Origin of the sequence: Anabaena sp. 54 (assembly GCF_017355725.1) — a bacterium.
Lineage (GTDB): Bacteria > Cyanobacteriota > Cyanobacteriia > Cyanobacteriales > Nostocaceae > Dolichospermum > Dolichospermum heterosporum.
The window spans coordinates 453783-476238 of sequence record NZ_JAAVWA010000001.1; the positions used below are offsets into that span (position 1 = coordinate 453783).

A 22456-nucleotide genomic window follows, 5' to 3' on the forward strand; every position below is an offset into this window, starting at 1 on the left:
CACAGATGGAATTAAATTTTATGTCCCTAACCGAAGAAATTCTTTCCCAACTCCCAGGCGATGTTTTAGGCGGCTTGCATCGTACTGACAGCATATTAACATCGTTGCGAACAGGTAACGCACCCATACCCAACGTAGTTACAGAAAATCCCAAAAATTTAGAATCTGTAGAATTTGATGTGATTATTTGCGGTGGAACTTTAGGAATTTTGATTGGTTGCGCTTTAGCTGTACGTGGTGTGGGCGTAGCCTTACTAGAAAGGGGAATTTTGCGCGGAAGAGAACAGGAATGGAATATTTCTCGCAAAGAGTTAGAAGTATTTCGGGAATTGGAATTGTTGACAGCAGACGAATTAGCACAAGCTATCGTCACTGAATATAACCCCGCAAGAGTTAGCTTTCAAGGAGGTACAGAAGTTTGGGTAGAAGATGTTCTTAACATTGGTGTCAATCCTATTTATCTCCTCGAAACCTTAAAAACCCGCTTTCTTAAGCTTGGAGGAAAGTTATTTGAAAATACACCATTTAGCGATATTGTAGTTCACCCAAATGGAGTCATAGTCAATAATCAATTTACTGCAAAATTGTTACTAGATGCTATGGGAAATCTTTCCCCCATTAGCCAACAAGCGCGTCAAGGAAAAAAACCAGATGCACTTTGTTTAGTTGTGGGAACTTGTGCTAAAGGATATCCAGAAAATAACTCAGGAGACTTGTTGTTATCTTTCACAGCTTTGGAAAATCAATGTCAATATTTTTGGGAAGCATTTCCCGCAAAAGACGGAAGAACTACATATTTATTTACCTATATGGATGCAGATCCACAACGGTTGAGTTTAGAAACTTTATTTGACGAATATTTACGCTTGTTACCAGAATATCAAGGTGTGGAAATTAATCGCCTAAATTTTCAAAGGGCGTTGTTTGGTTTCTTTCCTAGTTATCGTCAAAGTCCTCTGCAAACCCCTTGGAATCGGATTTTACCAGTGGGAGATAGTAGCGGAAATCAATCACCTTTAAGTTTTGGTGGTTTTGGGGCTATGGTACGTCATTTACAAAGGTTGACTTTAGGAATTGCAGAAGCATTAAAAACTGATCAATTATCTGCCCAATCTTTGGCAATATTGCAACCCTATCAACCGAGTTTAAGTGTAACTTGGTTATTCCAAAAAGCGATGAGTGTAGGTGTAAATCAAAAAATTGACCCCAATCAAATTAACCAATTACTCTCCGCTGTATTTGCCCAAATGCAGCAGTTAGGAACACCTATTTTAAAACCTTTTTTACAAGATATTGTTCAGTTTGGGGCGTTAACAAAAACTTTGTTAAAAACTGGTTTATCTCATCCTTTATTAGTTGCGAAAATCATTCCCCAAGTTGGTTTATTGAGTTTGTTGGATTGGATGTTACATTATGTGAATTTAATTGTGTATACTAGTTTGTTCTCTCTAAGTCCAAGATTAGAAATATTAGTTAATAATCTATCACCAGAAAACCGATATTATTGGCATCGGTTAATAGATAAATGGAAGTTTGGTTCTGGTAGTGATTATTCTGAATAATACAGCACTTTCGGGTGTTATGAGGTAGATATCCAGCGGGCAAGATGCCCGCACTACAAGAGTTTCATAATTCAAGTTTGTACCTCATTAGAGCGGAATCTGCTGTATCTGGTAAATGGTTATGAATAGAGGTTTTGTGATTTTATACGTCAAATTAGTTTAACGCTCCCATTGACATAGTATTAATATTGATACTATTATTTATTTAATGCTAATCATAAGCATCTTACCTATCCTATAAAAAAATTGAGGAAATGGAAGATGGTTAACTATACCCACTACACATATAAAGTTACTTGGTCGGAAGAAGATCAAGAATTCGTGGGATTGTGTGCTGAATTTCCCAGTCTGTCTTATCTTCATAAAGATCAGAATGCTACACTCAAAGGTATTACAGATTTAGTAAAAGATGCAGTAACTGATATGGAATCTAATGAAGAGCTAGTTCCAGAACCCAGGGCAAACGCATCTTATTTTTAGAATGCTTACTAAACAATAGTCGGCGTTGCTGAATTAGGGTATGAAATTGAAAAATCAATGATTTCAAACTCTTACTCTCTGCGCCTCTGCGTGAAACAAAATCATACTCTTAATCAGCAACGCCCAATAGTCCTATATATTTTTTCAGCTATGAAGACAATGGCGGATTTTTTCCATCTCCGTTGTCGCTAAACCTAAATACATTTGCTGTAATTCTGTGGATAAATCAGGGTTTTTGATCAAATGTTCTATCCGGCTTTGCACAGTAGCAATCAAGTTATCTAAGTTTTCGTCAGCAACTATATGTTGTTTCTGTATCTGCTTTAAGTCTGGCTGTAGTGGTAGTTCGGTGGAGTTACTTTGGTTATGGAAAGATTTAGCTTTCTCTGTTTCTAATTGAGCTACAGTTATTTGTAATGTTTCTATGACTCCATACATCTCCAGTGGATCAAATATTCGCAACAAGCTGGTTTGAGTGACGATCGCTAACTTTGCTCCCCAATCCCAGGATACAACTAATCGCTGCACTCGTCGCTGCTGCATTTCTTGATGGGCAGACCAGAGAGAATCTTCTGGACTAAGCAAAAATAATGGTGTACTCATCACTGTTTTTGCTTGAATTTGAGCCAAATTTAATCCCAATGCTTGAAATTGTACGATGTCTCTTTCTGTCACAATTCCTACTGGTTTAAAGGCTGATAAGACATCGTTCCAGGAATCTGTTTTGACTATCACCACGCAACTAACTTGATTCTCCGCCATCATCTGCGCCAAGCTGAGTACAGAAGCTGTAGGTGGTGCATGAATTACCTGAGTGGTCATTACTTCTGACACCCGCCGCATTTTCAGCAAGTTGGTGGGGCGCAAAACTTGCCTAATACTTTCTGGGGAGACAATCCCCACGAGTTGTTCCTCTGCATTGACTATCACCAAGTGGCGAATGCGATATCGTCGAAACAAAAACAGTGCGGCAAAGATATCTCGAAATGCAGTTTCCGCCAAGGTTATGACTGGATGCACCATGACATCAGCTATTTTCACATCAGCAAAATTTCTACCCGCCGCTGTAAGTTTGACAATATCTCGCTCCGTGAAAATACCCAGTATTTCTGTTTCTTCCATGACTAAAATACAACTTGAACGCGTACCTCCCATGGAACTAAAGCCAATTGCTGAATCAAAATCAGGTAATAAACAACTATTACCTCGCGTCTGATTCATTAAATTCACAACATTAATTAGGGAAGTATGGGGCGCAACAACCAGTGGATGCCTATCTATCGCCTCTTCTAAGCAGGGAACGCCAATGAGTGGGTCATCAATTTGCATGGTTGACAATAGCTGATGAAGTTAATTTATGAAGTTTTGTAAAGTTTTTTGTCATATACATATTATTTCTACAAATTTCAGTTATGATACGAGGGATGTAAAGGATAAATCGAGGAAACAGTTTACATATAAAGGGTTTAACGATTAAAAGGTAAACAGAGGATAAAATTTAAAGTTGTCTATTCAAATAGGGCAAAAGAAAACATTTTTACGTTGTGGTTCTAAATCAGAGCCAATGTGGGCATCAGTCTTCGTCCATGCCGGAAATTCTTTGTATTTTACCATACAGCCTGTCTAAAACCCTTTTAACTGATACAGGTTGCCACTGACTGCCTCGCTTGGTTGTATATCCTTGCTGGTTAAGCCACGCGGCAATTTGTGGAAGTGATTTTCCTGACTTGTGGTGACGGCGAATTAATTCAATGATCTGTTGTTCAGATGGATTTTCTACTAGTTCACCATTAACTGACTGTTGACCAAAAGCAGGTGAACCATAGCCGGCATAGCCGCCACTGGCAGCTTTCGCTTTTCTGGCTTGGTCTAGCTTTTCCCACAGGTAAGAGTCTTTTGATTTTTCAGTTGCCATAGTTTTGAGAATTCAATCACCTCTGTAGATATGATATCTCAAATATTGGCTATTCCTAGAGGAATCTTATATTTGGGGATTGTATTGGTTGTTGATTTCATCTCATCTTAGGTTGGAAATAGGGGGTGTTTGAATGCGATTGATTTTCTTAGGAGTACCGGGTGCTGGCAAGAGTACCCAGGGGGCAGCACTGTCAAGCCAATGGCAAATTCCGCATATTTCCATTGATGATATATGCCGTCAGGCGATCGCCAAGGAGACTTCTTTCGGCTTAAAAGTCAAGCCCTATATAGAAAGAGGTGATGTAGTTCCAGATGATTTCCTGCTGAATATCATCCGCCAACGCTTAAATCATGCCTCTGCTCAACAGGGTTGGATTCTGGATGGATTTCCTGGTAACTTATCCCAGGCGAAACTTCTTGATCAACTACTATTAGAAATCCAGGCTAAAAACCACAATACTTCATCAAAACAGCTTTACGACCAAGTTTTTAGCTTTTATGTCCCCATTGATGTTTTGTTGCCAAGGTTACTGCAACAAAGTCGCCTAGATGATACTCATGATAACATTTACAAGCGAATAGAAATCTATCATGAGCATTCTGCGTCCTTAATTCAGTATTATCGCCAACAAAATTGTTTAACCATGATTAATGGCGATCGCTCAGTTGAAATAGTAACTCAGTTTTTACAAGATTCCGTTGCCAAATCTTATTTAACAGCAAATAAAAAAATTTAACTGCTGGAAAAATATTTCCTATTTTATGCGAAAGAAAAGAAAAATCAAAAGATTACAATTTCTATGGCATCAGAGTTATAGAACTTCTGAGCCTTGTGTTACCTCAACAAATAACCTCAATTATTTGACAATTTTCCATCTTACAACTACATAATCACCAATTTAAATTTTTGCTGGAGAAACCTATGGCTACTTCTGAAAGTCTGAATGAAAGTCTTGTTAAATATATCCAAAAATCAGAATTTGAATCGCTCTTAGAGGCAAAGGAGTTGTTTGTCATGGACTGTACCGCAACTTGGTGCGGACCTTGTAGGATGGTTGCTCCTTTAATGGATAAACTAGCCGAAGAATACAAAGATCAGGTAAAAGTGGTCAAATTAGACGTTGGTGACGGCGAAAACCAAAGCATTGCGAAAAAGTACGGTATTCGCAGTATTCCCGCAGTTATGTTTTTCAATAACGGTGAATTATCAGAAATAGTTGTTGGGGTAGTTCCCTATGAAAAATTCACCACAGCTTTAAACAAAATACTTTAACATTCTTGAGGGGGTTTCTCCATGCAGAGAGCGTATATATTTCCATGTCCTAATTGCGGTAGTGAAGCAAAACGTCAGTTTTTAACTGATGAAAAACTAGCTCACAAGTATTCTTTGATTAATCAAATTATCCGCACAGAGTGTCCAGTTTGTGACTACCTGATGGTAATACGCTCTCTGGATGGAAGTGTCATTGAAGCTTACGCACCTGGAATACCAAGTAATTTTCAACCATTAACGACATCTAATCTTTCTCCAGAAGTGTCTAAGCAGCAAATATTAGAAATGAGTGAATCTATTTCCATCTGCTCCATATTTAGACATTTACCCAATCAAAGTCCCACAAATTCATACTCATTACTTTCAGGATTTTAACCATGATCAAAGCTGAAGACATAATGACCACAGAAGTTGTCACAATCCGTGGTTCAGCAACCGTAGCCGAAGCCGTAGCACTGATGAAAGAACGCCATTTGCGATCTTTAATTGTCGAACCTCGCACAGAAAATGACCCCTACGGCATGATCACTGAAACTGATATTGTTTATAAAGTTGGTGCTTATGGTCAAGACTCCAAACAAGTGCGAGTTTATGAAATTATGACCAAGCCTTGTATTGTCGTCAATCCTGAGCTTGGTGTGGAGTATATAGCCCGCTTATTTGCCAATACAGGCATCCGTCGCGCTCCTGTAATTAAAGGTAAGCTATTAGGAATCATCTCAATTACTGATATTCTCAGAAAAAGTGACTTTGTGGAAAATCCAAAAAGCTATTTTGAGATGTATTGTCAGGAATTTCCCGATGCTTTAGAAGCCAGAGTTTACGAAGATTAAATCCAATAACTCATGGTTTTTTGCCCAGGTAAGCATACTCATTTACATAAGAATAATGAGCAATCTGGAGAAAGCTGAAACGGGATTTTTGCAAATTCATGACAATTCACAAGTTACCCACAAATTTCAATCCAACTATTGATAGGAACTTATAAACCGATGATGAAAGCTGAAGACATAATGACCACAGAAGTTGTAACAATTCGTGGTTCAGCAACCGTAGCAGAAGCTGTAGATTTAATGAAATATAAAGGTTTGCGATCTTTAATTGTTGAACCTCGCACAGAAAATGACCCCTATGGTATGGTCAGTGAAACTGATATTGTTTATAAAGTTGCTGCTTACGGTAAAGACTCCAAACAAGTGCGAGTTTATGAAATTATGACCAAGCCTTGTATTGTTGTCAATCCTGAACTTGGTGTGGAGTATGTAGCCCGCTTATTTGCCAATACAGGCATCCGTCGCGCTCCTGTAATTAAAGGTAAGCTATTAGGAATCGTCTCAATTACCGATATCCTCAGAAAAAGTGATTTGTTTGAAAATCCAAAACGCATCTTTATTGAAGACGAAATAGAAGTTGCACGGGAAGAAGCGAGAACAATTTGTACAACTAAGGGCGATTCTTCTCGTGAATGTGCAGCAGCTTGGGATATTGTAGAAGAACTTCTGGCAGTAGCATCTGACCAAAGATTAGTGAAGGAGAATGTTGTCGAATAAATATTATTTGCCTTGCCTGATTTGCCCAAAATTCTCATAGGGGTAAAGGTTTTTTCTTGCCTTTGTCCCTTTAAATAACACCTATAGACAATACCTTGTCCATTTTCTGCTTTGTTGGGTTTCATGCTAATTGCTCCGCGAACGTTCACGTTCCACAACCCAACCTTGTATCTTAGAGGTATGTTAGAAGAAGTGGTAGACCGTCCCAACCTGGGTCAGAAAAGACCGCTTTGTAGCAAGGATCACCACAACAATCTCCATGACAGAACTCGAACAGTCGCCTGGGGTAAAAACTATGAACAAAGACATAGATAATATAGCCCGTATCGTGCAAGGATGAGTGAAATCAAGGGGATGAATAAAAACAAAACAAATTAAAAAGAAGTAATTGAAATTGGAGAGTTAAAAATGGATTATATCTCCCAATGGGTAGGCATTGACGTAAGTAAAGCAACACTTGATGTTTATATCCGTCCAATGGGTAAAGCATTTCAATTTGCTAATACTGAAACAGAAATAGCTAATCTAGTTAAGCAACTTCAATCTAACGATTTAAACCTAATCGTACTGGAAGCAACAGGAGGACTAGAAACAGAATTAATCATTCAATTGCAAGCGGCTCTTTTACCAGTAGCATTAATCAATCCTCGTCAGGGAAGAGACTTTGCTAAAGCTACAGGTAAGTTAGCCAAAACCGATGCCATTGATGCACAGATTTTGGCGCATTTCGGTGAAGCAATGAAACCGGAGGTGTTAGCATTTTGATTGTGAAATGTCACGTCAATTAGGCGAATTAATTAGTCGCCGAAGACAATTAGTAGAAATGTCTACAGCGGAAAAGAATCGCCGTGACCGCGCTCGTGGTAAAGCTTTGACAGATATTGAATCCCATATTGATTATCTTGAGCAACATCTTCAACAACTCAATCAAGAAATTGAGACGTTGACCCAAAATAATCAACAATGGATTGATAAAGTCAATCTACTCAAAACTACTCCTGGCATTGGTCAAGTAATTTCTACCACTTTAGTTTCTGACTTACCAGAATTAGGTCAATTAACTGCCAAACAAATCTCTCGCTTAGTTGGTGTTGCACCAATTAATCATGATAGTGGTCAGCACAAAGGTAAGCGCATGATTAATGGTGGTCGCGCCCATGTTCGTGCCATTCTTTATATGGGTGCTGTTGTTGCCATGCGTCATAATCCTGTTATCAAAACTTTTTATGAGCGCTTGGTTGAACGTGGTAAACCCAAAAAATTGGCCATTACTGCTTGCGTTCATAAAATGTTAGTTATTTTAAATGCGATGATTCGAGATCATCTTCCTTGGTCTATTTCTCAAGACTCACAACCAATTTCTGCATAAAGTTCTACTGTCGTTTTTATACCTCCAATCTAGTTTGGTAATTTATGGCAATCTATAATTTACCTGTTTTGTTCTGTTCTGTTTTTCTCCTCTATTTTCTGACTTTTTTCCTAGACTTTAAATTTTTCCTTAACGATCGCTTGACAATCAAGACAGTCGCTACAAATCAAGGCTTTTTCTAATTTGGACAAGGTATTGATAGAGATAAGTAGGTGAACACAATAAAACCAAACTGTGTAAAGAAATGTAAAATCGCCTAAACCCTCTTCACTCTTGCCTCTTGCCTTTTGCCTTGCCATAACGACAATTTTCAACGCCAACCTACTTAGTTGATTTGTCCATTTTTTTATAGGATGAGTCAGGATTTAGATTTAACTTCTATTTTTCATATCCAAAAACTTTAATTGTTGATATAAACAACGAATTTGCTGCAAATTTACACCTGCTAATTCTGCTTTTCTTAATGGATTACCAAAAATTGCGTCTACTTCTAAAGGACGCTTTTCATCAAAATCAATTTTCATACTGGTGCGGTAGGGTTTCATTCTTGTGGTGTAATCTAACATGGTTTGAATAAAACTTTCAGGAATAATTCTCCCTGTACTTTTTGCCCCTGCGACTACTTCCCACATCAAACTTTCCACTAACTGACGAGTGTGAATATCCGTCATCAATTCATCTGTTCTCCCATCAAGAATTACAGATAAGCCATTATAGGGAATATTCCAGACTAACTTTTTCCAACGTCCTAATAGTAGATCTTCTAACATTTCTATAGATATACCAGCATTTTCAAAATCTGTGGTAACTTCCCGTATTTTTTTAGTAATGCCGGTTAATTGATAATTAGATTTATACTCACCTAAAGTAATTTGTCCATAATCTAAATGATGAATATGTCCTGGTGCAACTTTATTAGCACAGAGAAAACATAAACCCCCAATAATGCTGACATTATTGACAATTTCTGCAACTTCTGCTTCTATATCCAGTCCATTTTGTAATACCAATACTACCCCGTCATCTTTAACTATTGGTGGTAATAAATGGGGTAAAAGTTGATTTTGGGTTGTTTTTAGTGATATTATTACCACATCACACGGTGGCATTTTGTCTACATTGTTATAAGCATTAACTTGGGGGAGGGTGAAATCACCGTCTTTAGACTCAATAATGAGACCATTTTCCCTTACCTGTTGGTAATCGCTTTTGAGTAAATAGTGAACTTCTAAACCGGATTTTTGGAGCTTTGCACCATAAAATCCGCCTAATGCGCCAGTTCCTAATATTGCATAAGTGCGTTTATCCATTTGATGTATAAAAAAAACTGAAGAAAATCATCAGACTATATTTTACCAGAATTGTCATTAATAAAACTTAAACATGATTTACTATCTTGTAGAAGCTTTGCTAGAGAGGTAAAATTCATGGCTGATATTGTTGATATTGCAGTTAGTAATGATGCGTTTAAAACTTTGGTAGCTGCTGTTTCTGCTGCTGGGTTAGTGGAAACATTAAAAAGTCCGGGTCCATTCACCGTGTTTGCACCCACTGATGACGCTTTTGCTAAGTTACCACCAGGCACAATTACAACTTTATTACAAAATATTCCCCAGTTAGCACGGATTTTAACCTATCACGTTGTTCCTGGAAAGTTAACAAAGGATGATTTAGCGAAACTAGGTACAGTCAATTCTGTGGAAGGTTCTCCCATCAAAATTAATTGTGAAGATGGTTTTGAGGTGAAAAACGCCACAGTTTTAGCAGCAGATATTATTGCTGATAATGGTGTAATTCACGTTATTGATACTGTGATTTTGATGGGTTAGTCCCACAAGCTGAATTTTTTGATTTTGACATTCTGATAGAGACGCTGGAAGCAACGTCTCTATATACTAAACACGGGTGAGATATAAACTTTTGCCAAATGACAAAGAACCCAGATGTGTAGGGGTTTAGCTCATGCTTTACCCCCTACCTTTAGAATCAAACAATCAAGCCGTTTTGAGTATAATTAAAATTAAGAAATTGAGTTGTTAGGGCTAATTCTTTAAAAAATGTAACATAAATGGTGTAGCCACTCACTTTTGAGATAAGATTACCTAAGTAGCCTGGAATTTATAATAAAACCTAATCATAAGAACCTACAATTATCTATCCCCCAAAATTAATGTTAGATTTTCACACCTTAACTGAATTTTCCCGCAATCACTGTATAGGTATCTGTGGCTTTCTAGTCCCGGCCAATGTCTTGACTACCTTATTAACGATTATCCTCGCGTTTCTCAATCGTCCCATGAGTCAAGTCTGGGCATCTGTGACACTAGCCTGTACATTTGCTGCAATCATGATGCTGCACGTTTATACTTGGTTTATGATTGGTGTAGTGATGTTACCCACGTATGTCTTGTTATCCCTAGCTGTCACCTGTTTATTAACTAATCTTTTAGTAATTATCTGGCGGAGAAATCCTCTACAATTATTTTCTCTAGGTAAATAATGACAGCATCAATCAAAAGTTAGAAGTAAAAACGTAATTTTATTTCAACTTTCTATATCCCCGACTTCTTAAAGAAATCGGGGATATAATTTTACCAATGTTTAGATTTTAGCAGCAAGAACCACAGTGGTGATGATTATAACCGCCCCAACTGTTGCCGCCCCAACTGTTACCTCCCCAGCTATGATATCCAGAATAACCACCACCGATAACGTTTTGTACTTCATCGGTAGCTAATTCATTCATAAAACTAGCAGCATCATTAAATAAATCATAACCAACAGGAAGTAATGCGGATATTTGGATATTAGCCATGATAATTCCTCCTTGTATGTATTATCTTGATAAAAGATAAGTAAGATCAGATGTGATATGCACTAACCTTAGTTTTTATTCTTTCAAAAAGAATTTATAAATTCAAGGCTTTGATGCCAATGGATAAGACGTTATTGAAATAGTTTTGTCTAGTTATTGATGGCAATTAGTAATTATTTTTTCTTGACTAAAAGACTTTTTATTTTGATTTTTTGCTATATGGTAGAGATGTTTCATGCAACATCTCTAGAAAAAAGTTATTTTTTCGGTGTATTATATTTATCCGAAAAACCAGACTTAATTAAGTTTGTTTTGTCTGAAATACCAGGAATTTTTAATTGGTAAATTCTGCCCGCAATTGGTTAACAACTCGATCTAATCCCACAGAATGGGCGGCTTTGAATAATAGGCGATCGCCTGTTTGCATAAATGTTTTTAATCTTGTTACCAAATCAGCATGATTTGTGAAACATTCGCAAGATATATTATCGGCACTATTAGCAATAATTTCCGCATCTTGACCATCAACTAATACCAATAAACCATCCAGATGCAAATTCTTGACCATTTCTCCAACTTTTCGATGAAGTTCTGGGGATCTTTCTCCTAGTTCTTTCATTGCCCCTAAAACCGCAATTTTTCGCTTTCCGGGTGTGTCTGCTAACAACTGTAAAGCTGCTAACATGGCTTCTGGGGCGGCATTATAGGTTTCATCTAAAATCACCACATCATTAGGTAAAGTAAAGCGTTGACTTCTACCTGTGGGCATATTTACCATAATACCAGATTGTAATAATTGCCAATCAATTTCTAATACCTTGGCTACTGCTAAAGCTGCTAAAAAATTGGTAGCATTATGACGACCGGGTAAAGGTAAAGGTAGACGCATTCCCGCAACTTCTACAGTTTCATTATCAGTTAATTCTCCTTGAATATCGCCACCGGAAAAACCATAACTGATAACTTTACCCTGCCAGAACTTCGCTGCCGTTTCCATTAATAATGGATTATCATAATTAAGAATAGCAATACTATCATTTGGCATGGTTGCTAATAATTCACATTTAGCTTCTGCAATGGCTTCTTCTGAACCAAGTAACTCAATATGCGCCGTGCCTACATTAGTAATTACCCCAATTGTCGGTTTAACAATTTCTGTCAATTCGGCAATTTGTCCCCTTCCCCGCATAGCCATTTCGATGACAGCAAAGTTATTTTCTCTACCCATTTCTAACAGGGTTTTGGGAACACCTATTTCATTATTAAAATTCCCGTAGGTTTTATGAACTTTGCCTTTTGTGGCTAAAACTGCGGAAATTAATTCTTTGGTTGTGGTTTTCCCGACTGAACCTGTGATGCCAATGACAGGAATAGCAAAGCTTTCGCGCCACCATTTAGCAATTTGTTGATATGCCTTTAAAGTATCTTTAACCCGCAAAACCGGAAAACCGGGATTTTCGTAATGACGATCAACTATTGCAACTATAGCCCCTTGAGCGATCGCTGTGGGTACAAAATCATGTCCGTCAAACTTTTCTCCTCGCAAAGCCAAAAACACTTCCCCTGGTTGCAAAATGCGGGTATCTGTTTGTATCCCAATAGCCAACTGAGCTAAACTAGATACAGATACATTCACAGGTTCAGCTATAAGAACTTCAACCAGTTGAGAGATAGTGATAGAGACTGACATACTGATAAACGATAAGGTATTTTAAAGGTATTAACCTTATCATTTTTTGTGTCGCGTTGTCATTGAAGATTTATTTTTGTAAAGTTCTATACGCTAAACTGGTTTGAATGATTTGTACTACGTATTACTGTTGAAGTTGAGAATTTATCTCTTGTTTAGTTCTGGTGATTAATTCTTTGGCTTGGGTAATGGAATTATCTTGGTTAGCGATGATTAGTTTTATTGTAGCAATACCAATGGGTAAAGATGTTGTTTCTGCTAATTCATCGAGATAAATCACTCTCACTCGTTGACTGGTGAAGAATTCTTGATAATGCTGAATATCTTGTGTATCTATGCTGCGGGTTGGATAGATAACTACAGCACTCCAGTGATTTTTGGGGTTGTTTTGGCGAATGTAAAGAAATATTTCGCTAAAAAGTCTATGGTAGAGGTCCTTATCTGATTGAAATTGTACTTCTAAAAAGTAGATGGGGTTATCTGTATTTTGGTTAGGTAAGAAAACTCCATCTATTCTCAAGGCTGTTTGTTTAACTTCAACTGATGAAAATTGATAAAGTTCTGCTAGTTGGGGAGAGTTACCAATCAGTTCAAAAAATATGCTGGGTATTTCTTGAAACAATCTTTCAGAGGGAACAGGGAACGGGCAACAGGGAACAGGAAAAACTCATGTTTAGAAACATGAGATTGAAATAATGACACTGTTTTTTTCGTGCTACGCATCTTTTAAAAACATCCTTTTTTTGACTGAGCTTTAAACTCAGAACTAAAGTTTCTTATTTGCTCCCTGTTCCCTTCTTTTGTAAAATATGCTGTCTGTTTTCATTTTGAAAAGTTGTTTGGAGGAGTAAAATTTTAGTTATCTGAAACTTACGAAGTGGGTTTATTGTTGTAATAATAACGAATTTATAAATCAGGTTTTTTTACTGTTGAATTAGATAAACTTTGAGATTTTTTAATAAATTTTTCATCAAAAGTATAAAACTCTAAACAATGATTGCTAGAAGTTAAATGAAAAGCATCTGCAAAATCAATACCATTTTCATGCCATTCAATAACTTGTAAAATCAGCCTTTCATTAGTTAAATAAACATTAGATAAACCAAAAACCTTTCTAAAAGCCTGACAAATTTCTAAAGGTTTAAACTTATAAGCAAACCTTAAAACCCATTCGGTTTCCAAGATGACAGTATCAGCAATAAAAATATTTTTATTTTTGAATAATGCTAAACTTTGTTGATACTGTAGCTCATCATCTTTGGTAATAAATCTAACGATAATGTTAGTATCAATGGCAATCATTGACTCCATAATTCTTCTATTCCTTGTGCTACCGCTTCTTCCATTTCTTCAATTGTTTTGGCTTTTCCTTGATAATTCAAACAACCAGCAGCATCATCTAATTTTGTTTCTGGAAAAGTTTTTTTAGGCTTTAATAAAATTCCATCACCCAAATTAATTATTATTAATTCCTGTCCATCTTGCCAATGATACTGATCTCTTAAAACTTGGGGAATAGTAATTTGACCTTGAGTTGATAGTTTAGTAATTTCCATTGCAATAATTTTCCAATATTTATGGTGATTTAATTTTAACATATATTCATAGCTATTTGAAATTGTACTTTTAAAAGTGGATCAGATTATCTGTAACTATTGCAATATTAATTTTCTGACCTAGCAGCACGCATAAATTGGATTTCTCCATAAATATACTGCCCTAAAGCATTAGCTTGTCGGGAAGGTGCAGCTAAATAGGCATTGATTTTAGCTTCTTTGAGGAGACGTTGGACATCTTCCCAAAAGAACTCTCCACCACCACCTGTAATAATCACATCATTTACCCGCTCTGGCAACCATGCTAACACACGAGAGCAAATTTCCCGTGAAAACTGCTCTGTCAGATTGGGGAGAAAATCATCTAGATTAGTAGGTTTCTTAGCACCTTTTGGACGGTAAAAGCGTTCACGTTTGGGCTTATTCACCGCAGAAATCAATGCTAAAGATTGACTATCAGCATTTTCTATTTCAGATGCTATCAATTCATAAAACTTGCTCATTCCAAAGTCTCCACTATTAGAAAGATATTTAACAAAACGGAAATTATCTACCATGATCATATCAATAGTTTGATGTCCAATATCAACAACTGCTAGTGGTATTTTTGTAAAATCTGGAACTGTTGTGGCTTTATTCGTAATCTTCCTAATTCTTGCCGAGTTAAAGATTCATAATAGGTTTTTACAGCCTGTTTGTGATCATCTAAGATTCTGAAAAACTCAACAGCCATACCTCCAGCACCAACAACAGCTAATAAAGGTGCTACTGTAGTTAATGCGATCGCTATTGGTGGACAAGCTGCTGCTAATGTTGCTGTTGTAAATGCTGTTACACCCCCAACTGCACCACCCATAACAGTATCTTTTAATGTTGCTGTAGCAGCTTCCTGTGCAGAAATTTCACCTCGAACTACACGCAGCCCATGAGTTAAGGGACTTCCAAATAAAAAAATACTCAACCACCTAACGCAAAAATCTCTCAAACCCTTATTCCTCTGTGTCCTCTGCGCCTCTGTGGTTCGTTAATCAGGATAATTTATTTCTTGGAAGTCCCTAAAAGAGAAAAAGGTACAGTTGTAACTGCACCCACAGCCGCCCCTATTGGTGCAGCTTGCAAACCTGCCTTTACAGCACCAGTTAAGTTATCAAAGTGGTATTTAGCATTTAATCTCATTTGTTCCTGACTAGTCATGGTTTTATCACCACGAGCCATATTGTCTTTGCCATTCTCCCATCTGATATTACTCGGATCATTAGAACCTCCCTTACTGTGGGGTTTAACGTGACTAGCGTGCTTATCAGATAGGTAATCGTTGGCATTATTAGTGGCAGTTTGACTATCTATACCCGCACGTTGAGAAGGGGGAATTTTATCCAACATTTCTTGGGCTTGAATCCTGGTTCTAATAGGTTCACCAGGACGAACACCCCCTTTATATAATCTACGTGCCGTACTTAAAGGTAAATCCTGTAAATTGACGTGGTGAATGTTGGTTGTCGCAGCCGCATTGACAGCAGAATTACGCTGGGAATCGTCAGACATGGATAACTACCTTTTTATATTTGACAGAAGCGGTTGATAAAATAAATTATACTCAATACGGTAATAATTGACTACTGGTAAAAATAAATATATAGTTGGTGTAAATAAAAAGATTGCACTAGCGAAATACACGATGCAATTTAGTCAAAACGAGATAATGTAGAAACACAGTCATAGTTAAGTTAATATGACATTTTCATAGAAAGAATGATAAAATAGTTTGTGAATAAAGTCTTTGTTTGTGCCTATTCTCAATTCAATTTACACAAGAATAAATAATTATGCTATCAGTTGAAGAATTAATTCAAGAAGCCTTGTCTTTACCAAATTCTAGCAGAGTATTTTTAGTAGAAAAACTAATTGAAAGTCTAGAAGAATCTGATATTGATGAAAATATTCAAAAGAGTTGGAATACAGAAGCTAAAAAACGCCGAGATGAAATTCGTAATCATACAGTTGAGCCAATTTCTGGAGAAATAGCTTTAGCTCAAATCAGACAAATTTTAGAAAAATGAAAAATGAAATATAACTTTCATCCTGCTGCATTAACAGAATACTCAGAAGCAGTCCAATTTTATGCAGAAAATGAAATTGAAATAGCACAAAATTTTATCAATGCTGTTGAAGATGCCATTTTCCGAATTATTGAATCACCTAAACGCTATCCAGTTACCGATGAAGATATTCGTCGGTGTTTAGTGCGTAAGTTTCCCTATGGAATACTCTATACCATAGAAGATGAATACATTTTAATTGTAGCGGTTATGCACTGTAGTCGCAAACCAAAATATTGGCAAGATCGCATTTAATAGCAACTATCACATCAAAGTTAGCAAAAGTATAATCTTGAGTAGAAGTTCCTACAAGTTCCTACCATTTTTGTACTATCCCATAATTTTTATCCCTGCTCGAAATTCCCGCAGCGATTGAGCATGATTTTCTATATTAATACAACGCATCAATAAAGCCACATCTAAACTCGGTAAAAGTTGCGATTTACTAACAGCTTCATATCCCTCATTTCCTAAACTATAAAATAATAATTCATCATTAATCCAAAACCAAACTTCAGGAATTTGTAACCGTTTGTATGCTTCCAGTTTATCAATTCCTCCACTACTAACAACCACCTCAATCACTAAATCAGGACGTTTTCTATTTGCTCCCAATTCATAAGATTTATCGCCTTCTTTTTTAACCTTTTCAAATTCATTTTCTAAGGTGACAGAACCAGTAGGAGTAAAATCTAATTCCAAAAATTCTAAATAAATTTCTAGTAAAGCCCCAATACGTTCTTTGATAGTTTCGTGTTTTTTCCCTGGCATTTTCCGAATCTCCAAGACTCCATCTAAAAAGGATAACCTTAACCCTGGGCGCTCAATTAGCTGTTCAACAGCTTTAAATTCTCTCCAGGTTAAGTCGCTAATTAAAATCGGTTCTGCTTCTCGTTCAATGAGTGTAGTTATCATAATTTAAACCCAAGTTTAGAGATTGAATCTATTGTATCTTAAATTCCTATGTAGAACCGTGAGTTCTAATCGCTTTTCAAATCACCTAATTTCTCTATAAAATCTGCGTGTTCTAGAGACTGTAAACCAGCTTGTAAAACATTCAAAACAACTTGCATATTACCTATTAATAATTCATTTACCGCTAACCATAAACCTGGAAATACCTGACTTTGTAAAACTCCCTCTTCATTAGGTGCTAATTCTAAATATTCACCTTCTTCTAAGGAAAACCAACTCAATTTTTGGTCTAAAACTTGCCAAACAATATATTCTTTGACTCCATTGCGACGATAAGCTTGTTTTTTGCCATGTAGGTCAATAGCTGCACTACTAGCAGCAATTTCTACCACCAACTCCGGCGCACCTTCAATATAATCGTCCTCACTAATTCGAGTTTGTCCACCTGCTTCTGGTATAATAATCAGAATTGCATCAGGTTGAGGTTCATTATCTAAATCTAGCCGGACTGTAGGTTCAACTCCTAATGCCACACCAGGAGTTAAAACTTCATAATTACCAATCCATGTTAAGATGCGACCATGAGGTTGTCCATGACTTCTAAAACGCAGAGCAGCCGGCATAATATAAACAATTCCTTCAATTAATTCAGCTTTTTTAGGTTTAGATGTTGTATTATATCGCCGTTCAAATTCATAACGGGTGAGTTTATCCCCGTTTGTTAAAGGAGGAATTGTTGAAGTAATAAAGGGTATTTTTACCATAGTTTTTGTAATAAGTAATAAAGCCCTGAGTGTATCATAGCAAATTATTCACAATTTTCATTATCTAATTTTATTGTCTATAACATGACAACTTTCTTGACAGACTCCACAGATATAAATAGATTTAATTTATCGGCAAAATTAAACCCAAAACAAAGAAGTGAATTGGGTCAATTTATGACTCCTGCGACAGTTGCGAGATTGATGGCAGGACAATTTAACAATTTATCAGGTCATATTAATTTACTAGATCCTGGTGCTGGTTTTGGGTCTTTAACTGCTGCTTTTGTAGAGCGATTATTGACAAATTCTAATCAAGTTGAAAGTTGTTTTATCACAGCTTATGAAGTAGAAGCAAGCTTTATACCCTCGCTGCAAGAATGTCTTAATCACTGTTGTCAAGCCTTAAAAAATAGAGGGATTAAAGCAGATTATTGTTTACAGAATGAAAGCTTTATTGGAAGTATTACAGAAAATAATTTACCACTTTTTAATACTTATACCCAGAATTTTACTCATGCTATTATGAATCCACCTTATAAAAAGATTAACAGTAAATCAATTGAGAAAAAAATACTGTCAAAGCTGGGAATTGAAACGGTAAATTTATATAGTGCATTTGTTTGGCTATCCATATTACAACTTTCTATAAATGGAGAGATAGTGGCAATTACTCCGAGAAGCTTTTGTAATGGTAGTTATTTTCGTCCTTTTCGCCAAGCTTTTTTGGAAAAAATGGTACTCCAAAATATTCATATATTTGAAAGTCGCTCATTAGCTTTTGCAGAAGATAATGTTTTACAAGAAAATATTATTTTTCATGCTACAAAAACAGAAATTAAACCTAAATTTATAGAAATAAGTATTAACTCAGAACAAGAATTAGATAGTTTTTCGGAAATGAGACTTGTTCCCTATAACCAAGTTATTGAAAAAAATGATCCTGAAATGTTTATCCATGTTCTTACCAACTCTTTGGAAGATGCTTTAAAAGTGCAAATGGATAAATTTCCATCTACATTAGAAGAACTTAGTTTGGAAATTTCAACCGGTCCAGTTGTAGATTTTCGTCTCAAATCATCTTTAAGAAATTCCTTAGATGATCAAACAGTTCCCTTAATTTACCCAGAATCTATCAAACCAGGAAAAGTGTTATTTCCTCCCACAAAACCGAAAAAATCAATTGCTATTGAAAAGAATCAAGAAACACAAAAATGGTTAATTCCATCAGGTTGTTATATTGTAGTCAAACGGTTTTCTGCAAAGGAAGAAAAACGCCGTATTGTTGCTGCTGTATCTTACCCTATAGATTCATCGGCACTGGGTATAGAAAACCATCTTAACTATTATCATGCTAAAGGAAAGGGAATGAATCTCGACCTAGCAAAAGGTTTAACAGCATTTCTCAATTCAACTTTATTTGATCAATACTTTCGCCTATTTAGTGGTAACACACAAGTTAATGCTACAGACCTACGAAAAATTAAATACCCCTGTAAAAATGATTTAATAAAACTAGGAACACAAATTCATGAATCTGCGTTTGATCAAGATCAAATTGATCAACTTGTACATCAAAATCTATCAATTATGAGTGAAGCAATCAACACAATTCACGCTAGTAAACGTATTCAAGAAGCACTAACTATTCTTAAAGAAATTTCTGCACCCAAAGAACAGCAAAACGAAAGATCCGCACTGTGCTTACTCGCATTGGCAGACATTCGACCGGAAACTTCTTGGGATCAAGCAACAACACCCAAACGCAGAATTACTGAAATGATGGATTGGTTTCGTGATTTTTATGGAAAACAATACGCACCCAATACAAGGGAAACAGTGAGAAGACAAACAATGCACCAGTTTGTACAAATGGGTTTAGTTGTGGAAAATCCAGATCAACCCGACCGACCAATTAATAGTCCTAAATGGTGTTATCAACTTCAGCAACAAGCACTTTCGCTGATACAATCTTATGGTTCTGATCAGTGGGAAGAATCTCGTCGTAATTATACTATTTCTGTCAAGAATTTATTGCAGGATAGAACTCGGAATATCTCCACAATTCCCGTTAGTTTACCCAATGGACAAGCAATTTATCTATCATCAGGTGGACAAAATAATTTAATCAAAGACATTTTAGAAAATTTTTGTCCCAGATTTACACCAGGAGGTTTGGTTCTTTATGTCGGTGATGCTGGGGATAAGTTCATTATTAATGAAACTCAAAAGTTTCGAGAAATAGGAATTGATTTAGATCCTCATGGTAAAATGCCAGATGTTGTAATTTATTATCAACAACAAGACTGGCTAATATTAATAGAAGCTGTCACCAGTCATGGACCTGTGAATTTAAAACGACACAATGAACTAAGAAAACTGTTTCAGTCTAGTAATAAGGGATTAGTTTTTATGACTGCTTTTCCCAGTCGCAAGGACATGACTCGGTATCTAGCTGAGATTTCTTGGGAAACAGAAGTTTGGGTAGCAGACCAAGCAGATCATTTAATTCATTTTAACGGAGAGAGATTTCTTGGACCTTATGAAAATCGGTAAAATCGGTTTGGAGATTTTGATCCAAATATTTTGCAAATCATTAAGATTTATTTACTTAAACAACATAAATATTGTTTAAATAATCAGCCATAACCCAGTCAGCAACTAGGTTTTACCGTCTCCCATGTCAAATAACCTCGCAACAAACCTTATTTGTTCATAGCGGTTAGGTTTGAGAAAATCAGAAACGATTTAATAATCAAGCACTTATAGTTATTTAACTTGTCAAGGGAGAACACAGGATGAAATTGGCTTACTGGATGTATTCAGGCCCCGCCCACATTGGAACTTTGCGAATTGCGAGTTCTTTTAAAAACGTTCATGCTATCATGCACGCACCCCTGGGTGATGATTACTTCAACGTTATGCGTTCCATGCTATCGCGGGAAAGAAACTTTACCCCAGTTACAACCAGCGTCGTTGATAGAAACGTTTTAGCGCGAGGTTCTCAAGAAAAGGTGGTAGACAACATCACCCGCAAAGACGCGGAAGAACACCCCGATTTAATCGTTTTAACTCCTACCTGCACTTCCAGCATTTTGCAAGAGGACTTACATAACTTTGTCGAACGGGCGCAATTGGAAGCAAAAGGGGACGTAATGCTGGCGGACGTGAACCATTACCGCTACAATGAATTACAAGCCGCAGATCGCACCTTACAACAAATCGTCCAATATTACATTGAGAAAGCCCGGAAGCGGGGGGAATTACCAACAGAGAAAACAGTCAAACCCTCAGTTAACATTATCGGGGTTTCTACTCTGGGTTTCCACAATAACCATGATGTCACTGAACTGAAGCGGTTAATGACTGATTTGGGAATTCAGGTAAATACTGTGATTCCTGAAGGTGCGTCTGTTCACGAGTTAAAAACTATGCCTCAAGCTTGGTTTAACTTAATTCCTTATCGGGAACTGGGGTTAACTACAGCTAAATATTTAGAAGAACAATTCGGGACTCCTTACGTAGATATTACGCCGATGGGTGTAGTGGAAACTGCTAGATGTATCCGTAAAATTCAGCAGGTAATTAACGCTCAAGGTGCGGAAGTTAATTATGAAGACTTCATTAATGAACAAACTCTGCACGTATCCCAAGCGGCTTGGTTTTCCCGTTCTATTGACTGTCAGAACTTGACAGGGAAGAAAGCGGTGGTTTTTGGTGATAATACTCATGCGGCGGCTTTAACGAAGATTCTCTCGCGGGAAATGGGGATTCACGTGGTGTGGGCTGGTACTTATTGCAAGTATGATGCTGACTGGTTTAGAGAACAGGTGAGCGAATATTGCGATGAAGTATTGATTACAGATGATCATGGTGAAATTGGGGATGCGATCGCTCGCGTTGAACCTTCTGCTATATTTGGTACACAGATGGAACGTCACGTTGGTAAACGTTTGGATATTCCTTGTGGTGTCATTGCAGCACCAATTCACGTGCAGAATTTCCCCATTGGTTACAAACCATTTATGGGTTATGAAGGCACAAATCAAATCACTGATTTAATCTACAATTCCTTCACTTTGGGAATGGAAGATCACTTATTAGAAATCTTTGGTGGACACGATACAAAGGAAGTAATTACCAAAGGAATTTCCGCAGAATCTGGTTTGAATTGGACAAAAGATGGTCAAGCGGAATTGAATAAGATTCCTGGTTTTGTGCGCGGAAAAGTGAAGCGAAATACCGAAAAGTTTGCCCGTGAACGTGGGTTTAAAGATATCTCGGCTGAGGTGTTGTATGCCGCTAAGGAATCTGTAGGTGCGTAGGTAAGAAGAGTGAGTAGTGAGGGCGAATATTTTAACCTTCGCTACTTGCTTTTTTTATATTAGTGTTTATAGTTAGAGACTTCCAAGAAATAAATTATCCTAAGAAACGAACCACAGAGGCACAGAGTACACAGAGAGAGA

At 36.8% G+C, this 22456-nt stretch carries 24 protein-coding genes and 3 pseudogenes; 14 read left to right on the forward strand and 13 right to left on the reverse strand.

Going from position 1 to position 22456, the window contains the following annotated elements; genetic code table 11:
• The first annotated feature begins 20 nt into the window (after positions 1-20).
• Together HEQ36_RS02335 and HEQ36_RS02340 are read left to right on the forward strand one after the other, a co-directional pair.
• Complete coding sequence (locus HEQ36_RS02335; RefSeq protein WP_168636469.1) at positions 21-1562, forward strand: NAD(P)/FAD-dependent oxidoreductase; 1542 nt, start codon at positions 21-23, stop codon at positions 1560-1562.
• A gap of 261 nt (positions 1563-1823) precedes the next feature.
• Entirely contained in the window at positions 1824-2042 is a 219-nt protein-coding gene (locus tag HEQ36_RS02340; RefSeq protein ID WP_052150100.1) for a hypothetical protein, read from the forward strand.
• A 144-nt stretch (positions 2043-2186) separates the two neighbouring features.
• Here HEQ36_RS02340 and HEQ36_RS02345 read toward each other — a convergent pair whose 3' ends face one another.
• Together HEQ36_RS02345 and HEQ36_RS02350 are read right to left on the reverse strand one after the other, a co-directional pair.
• Positions 2187-3371 carry a CBS domain-containing protein gene (locus HEQ36_RS02345; protein ID WP_168636468.1) on the reverse strand — a complete coding sequence of 395 codons (1185 nt, stop codon included), beginning with the start codon at positions 3369-3371 and terminating at the stop codon, positions 2187-2189.
• A 244-nt stretch (positions 3372-3615) separates the two neighbouring features.
• Complete coding sequence (locus tag HEQ36_RS02350) at positions 3616-3957, reverse strand: recombinase family protein (protein WP_015079420.1); 342 nt, start codon at positions 3955-3957, stop codon at positions 3616-3618.
• Between the two features lie 133 nt (positions 3958-4090).
• Here HEQ36_RS02350 and HEQ36_RS02355 point away from each other — a divergent pair, with 133 nt between their 5' ends.
• From HEQ36_RS02355 to HEQ36_RS02380, 6 genes and pseudogenes are all read left to right on the forward strand, one after another.
• Positions 4091-4696: a nucleoside monophosphate kinase gene (locus HEQ36_RS02355; RefSeq protein WP_168636467.1), complete on the forward strand. Its 606-nt coding sequence runs from the start codon at positions 4091-4093 to the stop codon at positions 4694-4696.
• Between the two features lie 185 nt (positions 4697-4881).
• The gene (gene trxA, locus HEQ36_RS02360; RefSeq protein ID WP_168636466.1) at positions 4882-5232 is read left to right on the forward strand and encodes a thioredoxin; all 351 of its coding nucleotides are present in this window, start codon (positions 4882-4884) and stop codon (positions 5230-5232) included.
• Positions 5233-5253: 21 nt separating this feature from the next.
• Positions 5254-5607 carry a hypothetical protein gene (locus HEQ36_RS25945; RefSeq protein WP_325064618.1) on the forward strand — a complete coding sequence of 118 codons (354 nt, stop codon included), beginning with the start codon at positions 5254-5256 and terminating at the stop codon, positions 5605-5607.
• Between the two features lie 2 nt (positions 5608-5609).
• The gene (locus tag HEQ36_RS02370) at positions 5610-6065 is read left to right on the forward strand and encodes a CBS domain-containing protein (protein WP_053539616.1); all 456 of its coding nucleotides are present in this window, start codon (positions 5610-5612) and stop codon (positions 6063-6065) included.
• Between the two features lie 159 nt (positions 6066-6224).
• The gene (locus HEQ36_RS02375; protein ID WP_035081470.1) at positions 6225-6782 is read left to right on the forward strand and encodes a CBS domain-containing protein; all 558 of its coding nucleotides are present in this window, start codon (positions 6225-6227) and stop codon (positions 6780-6782) included.
• 408 nt (positions 6783-7190) lie between these two features.
• Positions 7191-8151 (forward strand): annotated as a pseudogene (locus HEQ36_RS02380) (IS110 family transposase).
• A 371-nt stretch (positions 8152-8522) separates the two neighbouring features.
• On the opposite strand, the gene HEQ36_RS02385 reads toward HEQ36_RS02380, so the two are convergent.
• Positions 8523-9461, reverse strand: coding sequence for a putative 2-dehydropantoate 2-reductase (locus HEQ36_RS02385; protein WP_053539615.1), 939 nt, complete (start codon positions 9459-9461; stop codon positions 8523-8525).
• Positions 9462-9578: 117 nt separating this feature from the next.
• Here HEQ36_RS02385 and HEQ36_RS02390 point away from each other — a divergent pair, with 117 nt between their 5' ends.
• Both HEQ36_RS02390 and HEQ36_RS02395 read left to right on the forward strand, forming a co-directional pair.
• Positions 9579-9980 (forward strand): fasciclin domain-containing protein, encoded by a 402-nt coding sequence (locus tag HEQ36_RS02390; protein ID WP_027401651.1) that lies wholly within the window; start codon positions 9579-9581, stop codon positions 9978-9980.
• Between the two features lie 341 nt (positions 9981-10321).
• Positions 10322-10651, forward strand: a complete 330-nt coding sequence (locus tag HEQ36_RS02395; RefSeq protein ID WP_053539614.1) for a hypothetical protein — start codon at positions 10322-10324, stop codon at positions 10649-10651.
• A gap of 108 nt (positions 10652-10759) precedes the next feature.
• On the opposite strand, the gene HEQ36_RS02400 is transcribed toward HEQ36_RS02395, so the two are convergent.
• The 8 genes and pseudogenes from HEQ36_RS02400 to HEQ36_RS02435 all read right to left on the reverse strand — a co-directional run bounded on the left by HEQ36_RS02400 (position 10760) and on the right by HEQ36_RS02435 (position 15757).
• Positions 10760-10966, reverse strand: coding sequence for a hypothetical protein (locus HEQ36_RS02400; RefSeq protein WP_053539613.1), 207 nt, complete (start codon positions 10964-10966; stop codon positions 10760-10762).
• A 334-nt stretch (positions 10967-11300) separates the two neighbouring features.
• Entirely contained in the window at positions 11301-12656 is a 1356-nt protein-coding gene (murF, locus tag HEQ36_RS02405) for a UDP-N-acetylmuramoyl-tripeptide--D-alanyl-D-alanine ligase (protein ID WP_168636465.1), read from the reverse strand.
• A gap of 127 nt (positions 12657-12783) precedes the next feature.
• Positions 12784-13278 (reverse strand): annotated as a pseudogene (locus tag HEQ36_RS02410) (Rpn family recombination-promoting nuclease/putative transposase); the annotation flags it as partial.
• A gap of 284 nt (positions 13279-13562) precedes the next feature.
• Positions 13563-13967, reverse strand: coding sequence for a type II toxin-antitoxin system VapC family toxin (locus HEQ36_RS02415; protein ID WP_254434565.1), 405 nt, complete (start codon positions 13965-13967; stop codon positions 13563-13565).
• Entirely contained in the window at positions 13955-14212 is a 258-nt protein-coding gene (locus HEQ36_RS02420; RefSeq protein ID WP_168466071.1) for an AbrB/MazE/SpoVT family DNA-binding domain-containing protein, read from the reverse strand. The genes HEQ36_RS02415 and HEQ36_RS02420 overlap by 13 nt, the downstream gene beginning before the upstream one ends.
• A 107-nt stretch (positions 14213-14319) precedes the next feature.
• Positions 14320-14847 (reverse strand): annotated as a pseudogene (locus HEQ36_RS02425) (chromosome segregation protein ParM); the annotation flags it as partial.
• The gene (locus tag HEQ36_RS02430; RefSeq protein ID WP_233455516.1) at positions 14808-15197 is read right to left on the reverse strand and encodes a hypothetical protein; all 390 of its coding nucleotides are present in this window, start codon (positions 15195-15197) and stop codon (positions 14808-14810) included. The gene HEQ36_RS02430 and the pseudogene HEQ36_RS02425, both read right to left, overlap by 40 nt.
• Positions 15198-15250: 53 nt before the next feature.
• Positions 15251-15757 (reverse strand): hypothetical protein, encoded by a 507-nt coding sequence (locus HEQ36_RS02435; RefSeq protein WP_233455515.1) that lies wholly within the window; start codon positions 15755-15757, stop codon positions 15251-15253.
• 281 nt (positions 15758-16038) lie between these two features.
• Between HEQ36_RS02435 and HEQ36_RS02440 the strand changes: the two genes are divergently transcribed.
• On the forward strand, positions 16039-16272 hold the full coding sequence (locus HEQ36_RS02440) for an addiction module protein (protein ID WP_168636464.1): 234 nt from the start codon (positions 16039-16041) through the stop codon (positions 16270-16272).
• A gap of 3 nt (positions 16273-16275) precedes the next feature.
• Positions 16276-16566 carry a type II toxin-antitoxin system RelE/ParE family toxin gene (locus tag HEQ36_RS02445; RefSeq protein WP_168636463.1) on the forward strand — a complete coding sequence of 97 codons (291 nt, stop codon included), beginning with the start codon at positions 16276-16278 and terminating at the stop codon, positions 16564-16566.
• Positions 16567-16641: 75 nt separating this feature from the next.
• On the opposite strand, the gene HEQ36_RS02450 is transcribed toward HEQ36_RS02445, so the two are convergent.
• Positions 16642-17226: a Uma2 family endonuclease gene (locus HEQ36_RS02450; RefSeq protein WP_168636462.1), complete on the reverse strand. Its 585-nt coding sequence runs from the start codon at positions 17224-17226 to the stop codon at positions 16642-16644.
• 65 nt (positions 17227-17291) lie between these two features.
• Positions 17292-17990 carry a Uma2 family endonuclease gene (locus HEQ36_RS02455; RefSeq protein ID WP_168636461.1) on the reverse strand — a complete coding sequence of 233 codons (699 nt, stop codon included), beginning with the start codon at positions 17988-17990 and terminating at the stop codon, positions 17292-17294.
• A gap of 84 nt (positions 17991-18074) precedes the next feature.
• On the opposite strand from HEQ36_RS02455, the gene HEQ36_RS02460 reads away from it, so the two are divergent.
• Together HEQ36_RS02460 and bchB are read left to right on the forward strand one after the other, a co-directional pair.
• Positions 18075-20546: a BsuBI/PstI family type II restriction endonuclease gene (locus tag HEQ36_RS02460; RefSeq protein WP_168636460.1), complete on the forward strand. Its 2472-nt coding sequence runs from the start codon at positions 18075-18077 to the stop codon at positions 20544-20546.
• 242 nt (positions 20547-20788) lie between these two features.
• Positions 20789-22315, forward strand: a complete 1527-nt coding sequence (gene bchB / locus HEQ36_RS02465; protein ID WP_168466072.1) for a ferredoxin:protochlorophyllide reductase (ATP-dependent) subunit B — start codon at positions 20789-20791, stop codon at positions 22313-22315.
• The last annotated feature ends 141 nt before the right edge of the window (positions 22316-22456 follow it).

Excerpts from the sequence above, each read along its gene's own strand:
- trxA (WP_168636466.1), top strand. The coding sequence starts at position 4,882 with ATGGCTACTTCTGAAAGTCTGAATGAAAGTCTTGTTAAATATATCCAA.
- HEQ36_RS02390 (WP_027401651.1), top strand. The coding sequence starts at position 9,579 with ATGGCTGATATTGTTGATATTGCAGTTAGTAATGATGCGTTTAAAACT.
- HEQ36_RS02340 (WP_052150100.1), top strand. The coding sequence starts at position 1,824 with ATGGTTAACTATACCCACTACACATATAAAGTTACTTGGTCGGAAGAA.
- HEQ36_RS02345 (WP_168636468.1), bottom strand. The coding sequence starts at position 3,371 with ATGCAAATTGATGACCCACTCATTGGCGTTCCCTGCTTAGAAGAGGCG.
- HEQ36_RS02440 (WP_168636464.1), top strand. The coding sequence starts at position 16,039 with ATGCTATCAGTTGAAGAATTAATTCAAGAAGCCTTGTCTTTACCAAAT.
- HEQ36_RS02415 (WP_254434565.1), bottom strand. The coding sequence starts at position 13,967 with ATGGAGTCAATGATTGCCATTGATACTAACATTATCGTTAGATTTATT.
- bchB (WP_168466072.1), top strand. The coding sequence starts at position 20,789 with ATGAAATTGGCTTACTGGATGTATTCAGGCCCCGCCCACATTGGAACT.
- HEQ36_RS25945 (WP_325064618.1), top strand. The coding sequence starts at position 5,254 with ATGCAGAGAGCGTATATATTTCCATGTCCTAATTGCGGTAGTGAAGCA.
- HEQ36_RS02435 (WP_233455515.1), bottom strand. The coding sequence starts at position 15,757 with ATGTCTGACGATTCCCAGCGTAATTCTGCTGTCAATGCGGCTGCGACA.
- HEQ36_RS02450 (WP_168636462.1), bottom strand. The coding sequence starts at position 17,226 with ATGATAACTACACTCATTGAACGAGAAGCAGAACCGATTTTAATTAGC.
- HEQ36_RS02350 (WP_015079420.1), bottom strand. The coding sequence starts at position 3,957 with ATGGCAACTGAAAAATCAAAAGACTCTTACCTGTGGGAAAAGCTAGAC.
- HEQ36_RS02400 (WP_053539613.1), bottom strand. The coding sequence starts at position 10,966 with ATGGCTAATATCCAAATATCCGCATTACTTCCTGTTGGTTATGATTTA.
- HEQ36_RS02355 (WP_168636467.1), top strand. The coding sequence starts at position 4,091 with ATGCGATTGATTTTCTTAGGAGTACCGGGTGCTGGCAAGAGTACCCAG.
- HEQ36_RS02445 (WP_168636463.1), top strand. The coding sequence starts at position 16,276 with ATGAAATATAACTTTCATCCTGCTGCATTAACAGAATACTCAGAAGCA.
- HEQ36_RS02385 (WP_053539615.1), bottom strand. The coding sequence starts at position 9,461 with ATGGATAAACGCACTTATGCAATATTAGGAACTGGCGCATTAGGCGGA.
- HEQ36_RS02375 (WP_035081470.1), top strand. The coding sequence starts at position 6,225 with ATGATGAAAGCTGAAGACATAATGACCACAGAAGTTGTAACAATTCGT.
- HEQ36_RS02455 (WP_168636461.1), bottom strand. The coding sequence starts at position 17,990 with ATGGTAAAAATACCCTTTATTACTTCAACAATTCCTCCTTTAACAAAC.
- HEQ36_RS02460 (WP_168636460.1), top strand. The coding sequence starts at position 18,075 with ATGACAACTTTCTTGACAGACTCCACAGATATAAATAGATTTAATTTA.
- HEQ36_RS02420 (WP_168466071.1), bottom strand. The coding sequence starts at position 14,212 with ATGGAAATTACTAAACTATCAACTCAAGGTCAAATTACTATTCCCCAA.
- murF (WP_168636465.1), bottom strand. The coding sequence starts at position 12,656 with ATGTCAGTCTCTATCACTATCTCTCAACTGGTTGAAGTTCTTATAGCT.
- HEQ36_RS02335 (WP_168636469.1), top strand. The coding sequence starts at position 21 with ATGTCCCTAACCGAAGAAATTCTTTCCCAACTCCCAGGCGATGTTTTA.
- HEQ36_RS02395 (WP_053539614.1), top strand. The coding sequence starts at position 10,322 with ATGTTAGATTTTCACACCTTAACTGAATTTTCCCGCAATCACTGTATA.
- HEQ36_RS02370 (WP_053539616.1), top strand. The coding sequence starts at position 5,610 with ATGATCAAAGCTGAAGACATAATGACCACAGAAGTTGTCACAATCCGT.